12 protein-coding genes and 1 other RNA gene are annotated in these 14,608 nt (G+C 70.1%); 12 read left to right on the forward strand and 1 reads right to left on the reverse strand.

All coding sequences use genetic code 11. From position 1 onward, the window contains the following. Positions 1 to 39: 39 nt before the first annotated feature. Positions 40 to 3,210, forward strand: coding sequence for an efflux RND transporter permease subunit (locus DBV35_RS20835; protein WP_108662305.1), 3,171 nt, complete (start codon positions 40 to 42; stop codon positions 3,208 to 3,210). A gap of 60 nt (positions 3,211 to 3,270) precedes the next feature. On the opposite strand, the gene DBV35_RS20840 is transcribed toward DBV35_RS20835, so the two are convergent. After that, a complete protein-coding gene (locus tag DBV35_RS20840) occupies positions 3,271 to 3,747 on the reverse strand; it encodes a DUF2244 domain-containing protein (protein ID WP_108662306.1) in 477 nt (158 codons plus the stop codon). Between DBV35_RS20840 and DBV35_RS20845 the strand changes: the two genes are divergently transcribed. From DBV35_RS20845 to sdhA, 11 genes are all read left to right on the forward strand, one after another. Next, complete coding sequence (locus tag DBV35_RS20845; RefSeq protein ID WP_205648783.1) at positions 3,746 to 5,509, forward strand: ABC transporter permease; 1,764 nt, start codon at positions 3,746 to 3,748, stop codon at positions 5,507 to 5,509. The two genes, DBV35_RS20840 and DBV35_RS20845, sit on opposite strands and share 2 nt — an antisense overlap. Beyond that, positions 5,506 to 6,180, forward strand: a complete 675-nt coding sequence (locus tag DBV35_RS20850) for an ATP-binding cassette domain-containing protein (RefSeq protein WP_245944017.1) — start codon at positions 5,506 to 5,508, stop codon at positions 6,178 to 6,180. The genes DBV35_RS20845 and DBV35_RS20850 overlap by 4 nt, the downstream gene beginning before the upstream one ends. Before the next feature lie 7 nt (positions 6,181 to 6,187). Continuing rightward, an RNA gene (gene ffs, locus DBV35_RS20855) (signal recognition particle sRNA small type) lies at positions 6,188 to 6,284 on the forward strand. A 245-nt stretch (positions 6,285 to 6,529) separates the two neighbouring features. Beyond that, on the forward strand, positions 6,530 to 8,272 hold the full coding sequence (locus DBV35_RS20860) for a DNA polymerase III subunit gamma/tau (protein ID WP_108662307.1): 1,743 nt from the start codon (positions 6,530 to 6,532) through the stop codon (positions 8,270 to 8,272). 89 nt (positions 8,273 to 8,361) lie between these two features. Further along, positions 8,362 to 8,688, forward strand: a complete 327-nt coding sequence (locus DBV35_RS20865; protein WP_108662308.1) for a YbaB/EbfC family nucleoid-associated protein — start codon at positions 8,362 to 8,364, stop codon at positions 8,686 to 8,688. Positions 8,689 to 8,691: 3 nt separating this feature from the next. Next, positions 8,692 to 9,297 carry a recombination mediator RecR gene (gene recR, locus DBV35_RS20870; RefSeq protein WP_108662309.1) on the forward strand — a complete coding sequence of 202 codons (606 nt, stop codon included), beginning with the start codon at positions 8,692 to 8,694 and terminating at the stop codon, positions 9,295 to 9,297. Between the two features lie 222 nt (positions 9,298 to 9,519). Then, positions 9,520 to 10,518 (forward strand): adenosine kinase, encoded by a 999-nt coding sequence (locus DBV35_RS20875; protein ID WP_108662310.1) that lies wholly within the window; start codon positions 9,520 to 9,522, stop codon positions 10,516 to 10,518. A gap of 228 nt (positions 10,519 to 10,746) precedes the next feature. Continuing rightward, positions 10,747 to 11,796 (forward strand): TraB/GumN family protein, encoded by a 1,050-nt coding sequence (locus tag DBV35_RS20880; protein ID WP_205648784.1) that lies wholly within the window; start codon positions 10,747 to 10,749, stop codon positions 11,794 to 11,796. 51 nt (positions 11,797 to 11,847) lie between these two features. Next, entirely contained in the window at positions 11,848 to 12,264 is a 417-nt protein-coding gene (sdhC, locus tag DBV35_RS20885; protein WP_108662312.1) for a succinate dehydrogenase, cytochrome b556 subunit, read from the forward strand. Then, positions 12,264 to 12,692, forward strand: a complete 429-nt coding sequence (gene sdhD, locus DBV35_RS20890) for a succinate dehydrogenase, hydrophobic membrane anchor protein (RefSeq protein WP_108662313.1) — start codon at positions 12,264 to 12,266, stop codon at positions 12,690 to 12,692. The genes sdhC and sdhD overlap by 1 nt, the downstream gene beginning before the upstream one ends. A gap of 16 nt (positions 12,693 to 12,708) precedes the next feature. Continuing rightward, on the forward strand, positions 12,709 to 14,538 hold the full coding sequence (gene sdhA / locus DBV35_RS20895; protein ID WP_108662314.1) for a succinate dehydrogenase flavoprotein subunit: 1,830 nt from the start codon (positions 12,709 to 12,711) through the stop codon (positions 14,536 to 14,538). Positions 14,539 to 14,608 lie beyond the last annotated feature (70 nt).

The raw sequence follows: 14,608 nt of genomic DNA on the forward strand, positions 1-14,608 counted from the left end.
ACGCGTCGCGCTTCGGCGCGCGTCGAACAGGATACTGGAATGGCGCAGTTTTTCATCGATCGCCCGATTTTCGCCTGGGTGATCGCAATTCTCATCATGGGCATGGGCGCCCTCGCGATTCTGTCGCTGCCGGTCGCGCAATATCCGCAGATCGCGCCGCCCGCCGTGAACATCACCGCGACCTATCCGGGCGCGTCGGCGGAGACCGTCGACACGACCGTGACGCAGGTGATCGAGCAGCAGATGACGGGCCTCGATGGGCTCCGCTACATCTCCTCGAACTCGACCGCGGCCGGCACGGCGACGATCAGCCTGAACTTCGAGACCGGGACCGACCCGGACATCGCGCAGGTCCAGGTGCAGAACAAGCTCTCGCAGGCCTCGAGCCTGTTGCCGGAGGTCGTTCAGCGCCAGGGCGTGACGGTGCGCAAATCCTCGGCCGGCTTCCTGATGGTCATCGGCCTCATCGCCGAGGAAGGCACCACCCTCGAGCAGGTCGACCTGTCGGACTATCTCGTCTCGAACATCGTCGACGAGATCAGCCGCGTCGACGGTGTCGGCGAGGTGCAGGTGTTCGGCTCGGCCTATGCGATGCGCATCTGGCTCGACCCGTCGAAGCTCGCCGCCTACGAGCTCTCCCCGACCGACGTGGTCTCGGCGGTGAGCGCGCAGAACGCGCAGATCTCGGCGGGCCAGTTCGGCACGCTCCCGGCAGTCGCGGGCCAGCAGCTCAACGCCACGATCACGGCCCAGTCGCTCCTGCGCACGCCGGAGGATTTCGAGCAAATCGTGCTGCGCGCCGAGACCGATGGCGGCCTCGTCCTCCTGCAGGACGTCGCGCGCGTCGAGGTCGGGGCGGAGAGCTACCAGACGATCTCGCGCTATAACGGGCAGCCGGCCTCGGGCATGGCGATCCGCCTCGCGAGCGGGGCGAACGCCCTCGACACGGGCGAGCGCGTGAAGGCGCGCATGGACGAGCTCTCGCAGTTCTTCCCCGAGGGCGTGGTCTACAACGTTCCCTACGACACGACGCCGTTCGTCGTGATCTCCATCGAAGAGGTCGTGAAGACCCTCTTCGAGGCGATCGTGCTCGTGTTCTTCGTGATGCTGCTCTTCCTCGGCAACATCCGGGCGACGTTGATCCCGACGCTCGCGGTGCCGGTCGTGCTTCTGGGCGTCTTCGGCGTGCTCGCGGCGTTCGGATTCACGATCAACACATTGACGATGCTCGCGATGGTGCTCGCCATCGGCCTCCTCGTCGACGACGCGATCGTCGTCGTCGAGAATGTCGAGCGCATCATGGAGGAAGAGGGTCTCGACCCGCGCGAGGCGACCAAGAAGTCGATGAAGCAGATCACCGGCGCGCTCGTCGGTATCGCGCTCGTCCTCTCGGCGGTGTTCGTGCCGATGGCCTTCTTCGGCGGGTCGACGGGCGTCATCTACCGGCAGTTCTCGGTCGCGATCGTGTCGGCCATGGCGCTGTCGGTGGTCGTCGCCGTGATCCTGACGCCGGCGCTGTGCGCCACGATGCTGAAGAAAAAGGACAGCCATAGCGCCGGCTGGGGCCCGCTCGGCTGGTTCAACAAGGGCTTCAACAAGCTGACGCACGGCTATACCGGCACCGTCGGCTACCTGATCCGCCGGCCGCTGCGGATGGGGATCATCTATGCCGCGCTCGTGGCGGGGATGGTCTACCTCTTCGTCAACACGCCGACCGGCTTCCTGCCGAACGAGGACCAGGGCATCATGTTCGTCCTCGTGCAGGGGCCGTCCGGCGCGACGGCGGAGCGCACGAGCGCCGTGCTCGACAAGGTGCGCACCCACTTCCTGGAGAACGAGAAGGACTCCGTCGCCTCGATCTTCACCGTGGTGGGCTTCTCCTTCGCGGGCTCGGGCCAGAATGTGGGCCTCGCCTTCGTGCGGATGCGCGACTGGGACGAGCGCACGGAACCGGCCCAGAACATCCAGGCGGTGGCGGGACGGGCCTATGGGGCGCTGTCGCAGATCCAGGACGCGCTCGTCTTCCCGATCGTGCCGCCGGCGGTCATCGAGCTCGGCAACGTGTCCGGCTTCGACATGTTCCTCCAGGCGCGCGCGGGCCAGTCGCACGAGCAGCTTCTTGAGGCGCGCAACCAGCTCATGGGCCTCGCCGGGCAGAGCCCGATCATCGGCTCGATCCGCCCGAACGGGCTCGAGGACGCGGCGCAATATTCGCTCGACATCGACTGGCGCAAGGCCGGCGCGATGGGGGTGACGGCCGCGGACGTGAACAACCTGCTCTCGGTCGCGTGGGCGGGACGCTACGTGAACGACTTCCTCGATCGCGGGCGCGTCAAGAAGGTGTACGTCCAGGGTGAGGCCGATGCGCGGCGCAACCCGGACGACATCGAGCGCTGGCGCGTCACCAACGCGAGCGGGGGGCTCGTGCCCTTCTCGAACTTCACCGAGGGGCACTGGCGCTTCGGCCCGCAGGGCCTCTACCGCTACAATGGCGTGCCTGCGATGCAGCTCCAGGGCACGCCCGCGGACGGGGTGACCACGGGTCAGGCGATGGCGGAGATGCAGCAGCTCCTGTCGCAGCTCCCGAGCGGCCTCGACATCTCGTGGACGGGCCTCTCGCTCGAAGAGCAGGAGACGGGCGGACAGGCGCCGATGCTCTATGCCTTGTCGCTCGCGGTCGTGTTCCTCAGCCTCGCCGCGCTCTACGAGAGCTGGGCGATTCCGGCGGCGGTCATGCTCGCGATGCCGCTCGGCGTCGTCGGCGCGCTCGGCGCGGCGCGCTATGGCGGGCACCCGAACGACGTGTTCTTCCAGGTGGCGCTGCTGACGACGGTCGGCCTCACGGGCAAGAACGCGATCCTGATCGTGGAGTTCGCGCGCGCACAGCAGGAGGCGGGCCAGGAGCTCTTCGCGGCGGTGAAGGAGGCGGCGCGACAGCGCTTCCGACCGATCCTGATGACCTCGATGGCGTTCTCGCTGGGCGTCACGCCGCTGGTGCTGAGCACCGGGGCGGGCTCGGCCGGCCGCAACGCGATCGGCACGGGCGTCCTCGGCGGCACGATCTCCGCGACCGTGCTCGGCGTGCTCTTCGTGCCGCTCTTCTACGTGATCATCCGGCGCATCGTGCCGGTGAAGACGGCGCCTCCGACCGAGACGAAGGAGGAGCCGCACGGGCCGCACGCGGTGACGGTGCAGGCGGCGGCCGAGTAGCGCGACGCCAGACAGAGATGAGCCCCGGACCTGAGGTCCGGGGCTTTTTCGTTTTGGGGATCAGGCGGCGCGGGCGCGGGCGAGCGCGTCGGCGAAGGCGTCGGCGAAGGAGGCGCGGTCGTCCGGATTGAGGAAGGCGCCGACGACGATGAAGCGGCCGTGCGAGCCGAGATCGAGGCGGACGACCCCCTCGTCCTCCACGCGGGTGACGTTGAGGCGGGCCCAGTGCGGGTTGAAGCGATGCTCCGTCACCTTGCCGGCGGAGGTGACCTTGCGCACGAGAACCTCCTCGGCGGTGACGGTCACCTCCTCGAACTGGCGGCCGGCGCGGTAGGAGAGCTTGAAGGCGCCCCAGACGAGGAGGATGTCGGCGAGCGCGAAGATCGCGACCGGCCAGGCGCCGATCGCGAGGGCGCGCAGCGCCGCCATGCCCATGATGCCGGCGACGATGGCGATCAGCACCCAGAAGCCGCGGCGGCTGAGGGAGCGATGCGGGAAGAGCACGACATGAAAGGGTTGCGCGGACGTCGCTGACATGGCGGGCAATATAGTCGGGATGCGGGCGAAGGCGAAGAAGCGGGATGGGGCGATGAGCGAGGGGCGCGCGGGGACGGCGCGGCTGGTCTGGACGGTGCTCGCGGCCGGGGTGAGTGGGCTCGTGCTCCTGCCCGTGCTCGCCGGTCTCGCGGGGATCGTGCTGCCGGCCTTCGGCTATCTGCCGGCGCTCGGGCATGAGGGGTTCGGGCTCGACGTGTTCGCCCGCCTCGCGGCGGCGCCGGGGCTCGTCCAATCGATCGCGGTGAGCGTGATCTCGGGGCTCGGGGCGACGCTGATCGCGGTGCTGGCGACGGCGGCGATCCTCGCCTCGGCCTATGGGACGCGGGGGCTCGCGCTGATGGAGCGGCTGATCGCGCCGATCCTGTCGGTGCCGCACGCGGCGGCGGCGCTCGGCTTCGTGTTCCTGTTCGCGCCGTCGGGCTTCGTGCTGCGCCTGTTGTCGCCGTGGGCGACGGGGTTCACGGCGCCGCCGGACATCGCGCTGGTGCGCGACCCGTGGGGCGTGTCGCTGATCTTGGCGCTCGCGGTGAAGGAGGTGCCGTTCCTGTTCCTGATGGCGCTCGCCGCGCTCGGCCAGGTGAAGGCGCGGGAGCGGGCGGCGGTGGCGCGGGTGCTCGGCTATGGGCGTGTCGCCGCGTTCCTGAACGCGGTGTGGCCGCTCGTCTACCGGCAGCTCCGGATGCCGGTGCTCGCGGTGCTCGCCTACAGCGCCTCGGTGGTGGATGTGGCGCTGATCCTCGGCCCGACGCGGCCGGCCCCGCTCGGGGTGCGCGTGGTGGAATGGCTCCAGGCGCCGGACCTCGACGGGTGGCTCCTCGGGAGCGCGGGGGCGGTGGCGATGCTCGCCGTCGTCGCGGTGCTGGTGGCGGTGTGGCTCGGCGGCGAGGCGGCGGCGGGGTGGGCCGCGCGGCGCGTGCGGCTCGGCGGCTGGCGGGCGCGGCGCGACGGGGTGTTCCGCTATGGCGTGCTCGTCGCGACGGTGGGGGGCGTCGCGGCGCTCTTCGCCGGGTTCGGGGGGCTGATCCTCCAGTCGGTGGCGCTCTACTGGCCGTTCCCGGAGGCGTGGCCGGAGGCGGTCAGCCTTGCGGCGTGGGGGCGGCATCTGCCGATGGCGGGGGCGCTCGTCGGCGAGACGCTCGCGATCGCGCTCGGGGCGAGCCTCCTCGCGCTGCCGCTCGCGGTGGTGCTCGTGGAGGCGCGGCGGCACGGGGTGCGGATCGCGGGGCTCATCTATCTGCCGCTGATCGCGCCGCAGGTGGCGTTCCTGTTCGGGCTCAGCGTGACGGCGATCGCGGTGGGGGCGGTGCCGGGGCGGGCGGCGGTGATTCTCGCCCATGCGCTGTTCGTGCTGCCCTACGCGCTGATCTCGCTGTCGGGGCCGTGGGCGGCGCTCGATCCGCGCTATGAGCGGGTGGCGGCGAGCCTCGGCGCGCCGGCATGGCGGCGCTTCGCGCGGGTGCGGCTGCCCTTGATGGTGGCGCCGCTCCTCGTCACCTTCGCGCTGTCGATCGCGGTGTCGGTCGGGCTTTATCTGCCGACGCAGATGATCGGGGGCGGGCGCATGGAGACGGTGACGACGGAGGCGGTGGCGGCGGCGACGGGGGGCGACCGGCGCCTCGCGGGGATCTTCGCGACGCTGCAGCTTCTCATCCCGTTCGCGGGGTTCGCGCTGGCGCGGGCGGTGCCGGCGGTGCTCTACCGCCACCGCCGGGGGCTGCGGCCGGTGCGGGGGCTTGCGTGAGCCTCACCTTCACGGCGTTCGAGGTGCGGCTGCGGGGCGCGCCGCTGATCCGGCTCGACGGGGTGGTGGCGGGGGGCGAGGTGCTCGCCGTCATGGGGCCGTCGGGGGCGGGGAAGTCCTCGCTTCTCCTGGCGATGGCGGGGCTTCTCGCGCCGCCCTTCACGGTGTCGGGCGGGATCGCGCTCGACGGGGTGGAGATTTCGGGGCTTGCGGCGGATCGGCGCGGGCTCGGGCTGATGTTCCAGGACGCGCTCCTCTTTCCGCACATGTCGGTGCTCGGCAATGTGCTGTTCGCGGTGCCGCGGCGGGACGCTTCGGGGCGGCGGATCGGGCGCGAGGGGCGGCGGGGGATCGCGATGCGGCACCTTGCCCGTGTCGCGATGGACGGCTTCGCCGGGCGCGATCCGGAGACGCTGTCGGGCGGGCAGAAGAGCCGGGTGGCGCTGGCGCGCACGCTCGCCGGGGCGCCGCGCGCGCTGCTGTTGGACGAGCCGTTCTCGGCGCTCGATCAGCAGCTTAGGGCACAGACGCGGGACATCGTGTTCGCGCTGGCGCGGGAGGACCGGCTGCCCGTCGTGATGGTGAGCCACGACCCGGACGACGCGCGCGCGGCGGGGGCGCGGGTGATCGAGATCGGGCCCTTGCGTTCAGAAGACGGGGCGTTGATATAAGGGGCTGGGAGGTCGGCGGTGGACGGGCCACTCGCCAACCGGGTCAGGTCGGGAACGAAGCAGCCCTAACGAGATCCGGTCCGGGTCATTCGTCGGCCTCCTTTCTCCGCATCGCGGAGCACGCCCCGCCCCAACAGCCCCATTTTCCAGATCGAGAAGACGTGCGATCCTCGCGCTGCGGGCCCGCTTGGGCGGATCGCGGCCGCGAAATGGTGGATGATCGCGCGTCTTCGTTTGGCGTTTGGCGCCGTGTTCGCGAGGATGCGACGGACACGGGTGGCGATGCGGCGCCCGTTCCCCGATATTCGATCCGATGGTACCACCAACCGATTGAGGCCGGAGAGGACGTTTGGCGGATATCCCTCAGACAGGTGAAGGCGCGGCGCCCTACCGCGTTCTGGCGCGCAAATACCGGCCGAGCCATTTTGGCGAGCTGATCGGCCAGGCGCCGATGGTGCGCACGCTGCGCAACGCCTTCGCGCACGACCGTATCCCCCAGGCCTGGATGCTGACCGGCGTGCGCGGCGTCGGCAAGACGACGACGGCGCGCATCCTGGCGCGTGCGCTGAACTATGAGCGCGAGGGCGAGGAACGGCACCCGACGGTGGATTTCACCGAGGAGGGCGTCCACTGCCGCGCGATCATGGAAGGGCGCCATGTCGACGTAATCGAGATGGACGCGGCGAGCCACACCTCCATCAACGACATTCGCGAGATCACCGACGCGGCGCGCTACAAGCCCGTCTCGGCGCTCTACAAGGTCTACATCATCGACGAGGTGCACATGCTGTCGACGGCGGCCTTCAACGGGCTGCTGAAGACGCTTGAGGAGCCGCCGGCGCACGTGAAGTTCATCTTCGCGACGACGGAAATCCGCAAGGTGCCCGTGACGGTGTTGTCGCGCTGCCAGCGCTTCGACCTGCGCCGCATCGACGGGGAGGAGCTGACCCAGCACCTCGCGATGATCGCCGGCAAGGAAGGGATCAGCGCGGACGAGGAGGCGCTGCGCCTCGTCGCGCGCGCGGCCGAGGGTTCGGTGCGCGACGCGCTCTCGCTGCTCGACCAGGCGATCGCGCACGCGGGCGGGGCGGTGACGGCCGCGACGCTGCGCGACATGCTCGGCCTTGCCGACCGCACGCGCGTGGTCGACCTCTTCGAGCTCGTCATGAAGGGCGAGGCGGCCGGGGCGCTCGCCGAGCTGTCCGCCCAGTATGAGGTCGGCGCGGACCCCACCGTGGTGTTGACCGATCTTGCCGGTTTCACCCACCAGGTGACGCGCCAGAAGGTGACGAACGCCGCGCCGGAGCCCGGCGAGCCGCAGGAGATCCGCGAACGCTCGGCCCAGTTCGCGGCCGCGCTGCCGATGGCCGCGCTCTCGCGCATGTGGCAGGCGCTGCTCGCGGGGATCGCCGAGGTGCAGGCGGCGCCGAAGCCCATGATGGCGGCCGAGATGGTGCTGATCCGCCTGTGCTATCTCGCCAATCTGCCGGACCCGGCGACGCTGTCGCTGACCGCCGCACCGGGGATGGCGCCGGGCGGCGGGGCGGGCGGGTCCGCGGCGGGGGGCGCGATGCGCGGGCCGGCGGCGCATGCGCCCGAGCCGGTGCGTGCCGAGCATGGGCGCGCCGGGCCCGGCCACGCCGAGCCCGTCCATGCCGAACCCTTCCAAGCCGAGCCAAAGGGCCCGCCGGTGCCGGGGAGCTTTGCCGAGGTCGCCGCCCTCATCGGCAAGGAGAGCGTGAAGCTGAAGCGCGCGGTCGAGCGCGACATGCGCCTCAAGCGCTTCGAGCGCGGGCGCATCGAGGTGACGCTGGAGGGGGACGCCGAGCCCGGCGTCGTCGGCGCGCTCGGCAAGAAGCTGACCGAGATCACCGGCGAGCGCTGGATCGTCACCGTCAGCGACGGGGCGAAGGCGCAGACCCTCCACGAGGCGCACGAGGCCGAGCAGGCCGAGCTGAAGGAGGCCGTGCGCAAGACTCCGCTGGTGCGGGCGCTCCTGGAGAAGTTCGGCGATGCCGAGATCACCATGGTGCGCAACAACGCGGTCGAAGGACCCGAGACGCCCCAGCGCCGCGCGCAAGGCGAGAGCTGAGCGCCGCGACACCGATCACACCCCAATGAAGGCTTGATTTGCGCGCCGACGACGTGAACAGGCTTTTGCCAACCACAAGGAGAGTTTCCATGGATTTCTTGAAGCTGATGGGCAAGGCGAAGGAACTGCAGACCCGCATGGGCGAGCTGCAGGACGAGCTGAAGGCCTTGGAAGCCGTCGGCGAATCGGGCGGCGGCGCCGTGAAGGCGACCGTGAACGGCCAGATGGCGCTGATCGCGCTCACGATCGACCCGACGCTCATGAAGCCGGAAGAGGCGCAGATCGTCGAGGATCTCGTGATCGCCGCGATCGCCGACGCCCGCACCAAGGTCGAGCCGATGGTGCAGGAGAAGACGCAGGGCCTGATGGGCTCGCTCGGCCTGCCGGCCGGCCTGAAGCTCCCCTTCGGCGGCTGATCCTTGGCCGCGGTCGCCGGACCCGAGATCGAGCGGCTGATCACGCTGCTCGCCAAGCTCCCGGGGCTCGGTCCCCGGTCGGCCCGGCGCGCCGCGCTCCACATGGTGAAGAAGCGCGAATCGCTGCTGCTGCCGCTCGCCACGGCGCTCGCCGAGGTCGGCGAGCGGGTGACGGTGTGCAGCGTGTGCGGGAATGTCGACACGACCGACCCCTGCACGGTGTGCATCGACCACGGGCGCGACCCGTCCGTCATCATCGTGGTGGAGGATGTCGCGGACCTGTGGGCGCTGGAGCGCGCGGCGGTGATGCGGGCGCGCTATCACGTTCTCGGCGGCACGATCTCGGCCCTCGACGGGTACGGCCCGGAGGATATCGGGATCGGGCGGCTCGTGGAGCGGGCAGCGGAACCGGGCGTGCGCGAGGTGGTGCTCGCGATGAACGCCACGGTCGAGGGGCAGACGACCGCGCACTACATCACCGAACGGCTGGAGCCCCTGGGCGTGACCGTCTCGCGCCTCGCCTCGGGCGTGCCGATCGGCGGCGAGCTCGACTATCTCGACGAGGGGACGCTCGCGGCCGCGCTCAACCAGAGACGGCCCTTCGGCTAGGCTTTCCGGGCCCGAACGGGGTCTCGGGGCCGGCGCGCCGCCTGTTTCGATTGCGCGCCAGCGGTTGACCAGGGCGGCCGCGCATGGTGTTGCGGACCCTTCCTTCGGGCGATCCACCGCCGGCGATGCGGCCGGCGGGCCTCCGGATCGCTTTTCCAACGATATCGCGGCACGGCGCGCGGGAGGCGGCGACCTCCGGCGGCTGGCCGAACAGGAGACCTGATGACCGACGCGCGCTTTGACATTCTCGGGATCGGCAACGCGATCTTCGACATTCTCGGCCATATCGACGAGGCGGCGCTCACCGAGCACGGGCTGGTGAAGGGCTCGATGCGCCTCGTGAGCGCCGAGGAAGTGGTCGCGGTGGACAACATGCTCACCGAGGCGATCCGTGTCTCCGGCGGCTCGGCCGGCAACACCGTTGCCGGGGTCGCCTCGCTCGGCGGGCGCGCGGCCTTCATCGGCAAGGTGGCCGACGACGAGTTCGGCGACGCCTACGCCCACGACATGCGCCGCGTCGGGATCGAGTTCCGCACGACCCCGCTGAAGGACGGCGCGCCGACGGCCTCCTCCGTGATCCTCGTGACACCGGACGGCGAGCGCACGATGAACACCTTCCTCGGGGCGAGCCAGCAGCTCACCGTCGCCGACATCGACACCGACCTCGTCGACGGCGCGGCGATCACCTTCCTGGAAGGCTATCTGTTCGATCCGCCCGCCGCGAAGGAGGCCTTCCGCGCCGCCGCCGAGCGGGCCAACGCGTCGGGCCGGATCGCGGCGCTGACGCTGTCCGACACCTTCTGCGTCGAGCGCCACCGGGCCGATTTCCGCGCCTGGCTCGACCGGGGGCAGATCGGCATCGTGTTCGCCAACGAGAAGGAGGCGCTCGCGATGTTCGAGACGACCGACATCGAGGCGGCGTGCAAGGGGCTCGCGGCGCTGGTGCCGACGGTGGTCGTGACGCGCAGCGAGAAGGGCGCGCGGGTGATCACCAACGGCGAGGCGGTGGACGTGCCGGCCGAGACCACGAAGGTGGTGGACCTCACGGGCGCGGGCGATCTCTTCGCCGGCGGCTTCCTCCTCGGCCATGCGCGCGGGATGGCGCCGGCGGACTGCGCGCGGCTCGGCGCGCTCGCGGCGGCGGAGGTGATCTCCCATTTCGGGGCGCGGCCGCAGGTGCACCTGAAGGAGTTCGCGGCGAAGGCCGGCTTCCCGCTCTGAGGCGGGGCTTGTGCGGTGCGGCCCGGCCGTGCCGCACATGCGAAGATAGACTTTGCCCCACGTCCCGCCGGGTGTACCTAGTGATCCGACCGGGACGGATGGTGCCCATCCGGCTCGGATCATCGGATCACTGCGCGATTGATCGGGTGGTCTGATTGACGAAACGGACCCGGGCCGGTCCGTTTCGATCAGACCGCTGGGGGACGTGACGTGGAGTGTCGGGCGATGGTGAGCGACGTGACGAACCGGTGGCGGCCGGGCCTCGCGGCCGGGCGGGTCGGGCTCGCGGCCGGCCTCGTCCTCGGCGCGCTGCTGACGCCGCTCGGGTCCGCCCGCGCCGACTGCGTGGTGACGGCCGAGGATTCGGACATCCTTGCCGAGCCGGACGTCCAGGCGGCGATCGCCGAGGCGGACGCCACGATGGTGAACGCCAAGGGCCGCCTCTGGGCGGTCGACACCGATCCCCCCTCCTATCTCATCGGCACCTTCCACCTCGCGGCCGACGGCATCGAGGAGCCGGGCCCGCAGATCTCGGCTCTCGTGCAGGGGGCGGAGGAGCTGTTCGTGGAGGTCGACGCGGACGACCTCTCCGAGGCGGTGGCGGCCTGGGCGGTGGACCCCGCGAAATTGCTGCGTCCGCCCGGCGACCTCCTGTCGGACGAGATGAGCCCCGCCGAGCGGGACGCGGCGGACGACGTGTTCGCGACCTACGGCATCCCGTTCGAGGCGGCCGACCAGATGCGGCCCTTCCTGCTGATGGCGATGCTGAGCGTGCCGCCCTGCGCGATCAAGAGCGCGGCGACGGAGAAGGGGCTCGACCTCAACATCCAGGCGCTCGCGGCCGAGGCGGGGGTGACGATCACCGCGCTCGAGACGGTCGACGAGCAGCTCGCCCTCTTCGAGGAAGACCCCGAGGAGATGGACGCGATCGTGCGCATGATGCTTGCCCAGGCCGAGGACCAGGTGTCCGGCTGGATGACGAGCATCGCGCTCTACCGCACCGGCCATATCGGCGCGCTGTGGACGGGCGGCGTTGCCGCGATGCGGGACGTGATGGGGGTCGAGGCGGCCGAGGAGATCGCCGGGACCTTCGTCGAGACGATGCTCGCGGCGCGCAACCGGCGGATGGTGGAGCGGATGCTTCCGGGCCTGCGCGAGGGCGGGCGCGTCGTCGCCGTCGGCGCGCTGCACATGCCGGGGGATGACGGGTTGGTGGCGCTTCTGCAGCGGGAAGGATTTTCCGTGACGCCGATCGCCGAAGGGGACGCGCCACTTTGACCTTAGAAGCGTTCAACGCTACTGGATGGGCGCACACGCAAGGGGAGATCCATGGCCAGCGCTGACACCGATGTGAGCGGCGGGCGACGCCCGCGGCCGCTGTCGCCGCATTTGTCGATTTACCGACCGATCGTCACGATGGTGATGTCGATCATGCACCGCGTGACGGGCATGATGAACATCGCCGGCGTGATTCTGGTCCTCTATTATCTGCTGGCGCTCGCCGCCGGACCGGAGGCCTTCGCGGACGCCTCGGCGCTGTACAGCTCCTGGCTCGCGCGCATCGTGCTCGTCGCCTTCACCTGGTCGCTGGTGCACCACATGCTGGGCGGGATCCGCCACTTCATCTGGGACACCGGCAAGGCCCTCGGCGAAGAGCGCTACACCCTGTCCTGGATGACCCTCACCGGATCGATCCTTCTGACGACGGCGCTGTGGGCGCTGATCGTGGTCGTGGAGGCCGTCTGATGCGCCACCCCCTTGGCCACGGCGCGGCCGACAAGCGCTTCAACACGCCGCTGAAGACCATTCGCGGTCTCGGCACGGCGCACGAGGGCACCGAGCATTTCATCCGCCAGCGCCTGACCGCGGTCGCCAACGCGATCCTGGTCATCGTGCTCGCGATCGTCGCCATCGCGCTGTCGGGGAAGACCTATCCCGAGGCGGTCGCGATGGTGGGCAGCCCCTGGGTGGCGGTGCCTTTGGCCCTCGCGTTCATCTCGGTGGCGATCCATATGAAGATCGGCGTGCAGGTCGTGATCGAGGACTATGTGCACAATGACGGCGCGAAGGTGCTCCTCGCGCTCTTGAACACGTTCTTTGCGGTGGCGGTCGTGGCGACGGCGCTCTTCGCGATCGTGCGCATCATGCTGGCCGCGCTGGCGGCCGGCGCTTGAACGGAAGGCGGGATTGATGGCTACGAACGGTGCAGCGGGCAACGGGGCGAGCGCCACGGGCCCAGCCTACAAGATTGTCGACCACGAATATGACGTGGTGGTGGTGGGAGCCGGCGGCTCCGGTCTTCGCGCGGTCGTCGGCTGCGCCGAGGCGGGGCTGCGCACGGCCTGCATCACCAAGGTGTTCCCGACGCGCTCCCACACGGTGGCGGCGCAGGGCGGCATCTCCGCCGCCCTCGGCAACATGGGGCAGGACGACTGGCGCTGGCACATGTACGACACCGTGAAGGGGTCGGACTGGCTCGGCGATCAGGACGCGATCGAGTATCTCTGCCGCAACGCCCCCGAGGCGGTCTACGAGCTCGAGCATTGGGGCGTCCCCTTCTCGCGCACGGAAGAGGGCAAGATCTACCAGCGCCCCTTCGGCGGCATGACGACGAACTACGGCAAGGGCACCGCGCAGCGCACCTGCGCCGCCGCGGACCGGACCGGCCACGCGATCCTGCACACGCTGTACGGCCAGTCGCTGCGCCACTCGGCCGAGTTCTTCATCGAATATTTCGCGCTCGACCTCATCATGGAGGACGGGGCGTGCCACGGCGTGATGGCGATGTGCCTGGAAGACGGCACGATCCACCGCTTCCGCGCGCACAAGACGATCCTCGCGACGGGCGGCTATGGCCGCGCCTACTTCTCCTGCACGTCGGCCCACACCTGCACGGGCGACGGCAACGCGATGGTGCTGCGCGCCGGCCTGCCGCTCCAGGACATGGAGTTCGTGCAGTTCCACCCGACCGGCATCTACGGCTCGGGCTGCCTCATCACCGAGGGCTCGCGCGGCGAGGGCGGCTACCTCACCAACTCCGACGGTGAGCGCTTCATGGAGCGCTACGCCCCCTCCGCGAAGGACCTCGCCTCGCGCGACGTCGTCTCGCGCTCGATGACCATCGAGATCCGGGAAGGGCGCGGCGTCGGCAAGCTGAACGACCACATCCACCTGCACCTCGAACATCTCGACCCGGCGATCCTCGCCGAGCGGCTGCCGGGCATCTCCGAATCGGCGCGCATCTTCGCGGGCGTGGACGTCACGCGCGAGCCGATCCCGGTGCTGCCGACGGTGCACTACAACATGGGCGGCATCCCGACGAACTTCCACGGCGAGGTGCTGACCAAGGTCGACGGCGATCCGGACACGGTCGTGCCGGGCCTGATGGCCATCGGCGAGGCCGCGTGCGTGTCCGTCCACGGCGCGAATCGCCTCGGCTCCAACTCGCTGATCGACCTCGTGGTGTTCGGCCGCGCGACCGCGCTGCGCTGCGCCGAGACGGTCACCGCCGGTGAAGCGCTGCCGCCGATCTCGAAGGACGCCTCCGAGCCGGCGCTCGCCCGCCTCGACCGCTTCCGCTTCGCCTCCGGCGGCACGCCGACGGCCGAGCTGCGGGACAAGATGCAGCGCACGATGCAGTCCAACTGCGCCGTGTTCCGCACGGGCGAGGTCCTCGAAGAGGGCCACACCCTGATCCACGACGTTGCCGGCGGCGTCGGCGATATCAAGGTCATCGACAAGACGATGATCTGGAACACCGACCTCATCGAGACGCTGGAGTTCGACAACCTGATCGGCCAGGCGGTGGTGACGATGGACTCGGCGCTGAGCCGCACCGAGAGCCGCGGCGCCCACGCGCGCGAGGACTATCCGGAGCGCGACGACGTGAACTGGATGAAGCACACCCTGTCCTTCCTCGACCCGGCGACCTACAAGGTGACGCTGGAGGATCGCCCGGTGCACACCTATACGTTGTCCAACGCGATCGAATATATCGCCCCGGCGAAGCGCGTCTACTGACACGACCTGCCGGCGGATTGCGCCGGCGGTTCGCACGAGGAGGCCCCGGAGACGGGGCCTTTTTCGTGCT

Source organism: Acuticoccus kandeliae, from assembly GCF_003073115.1.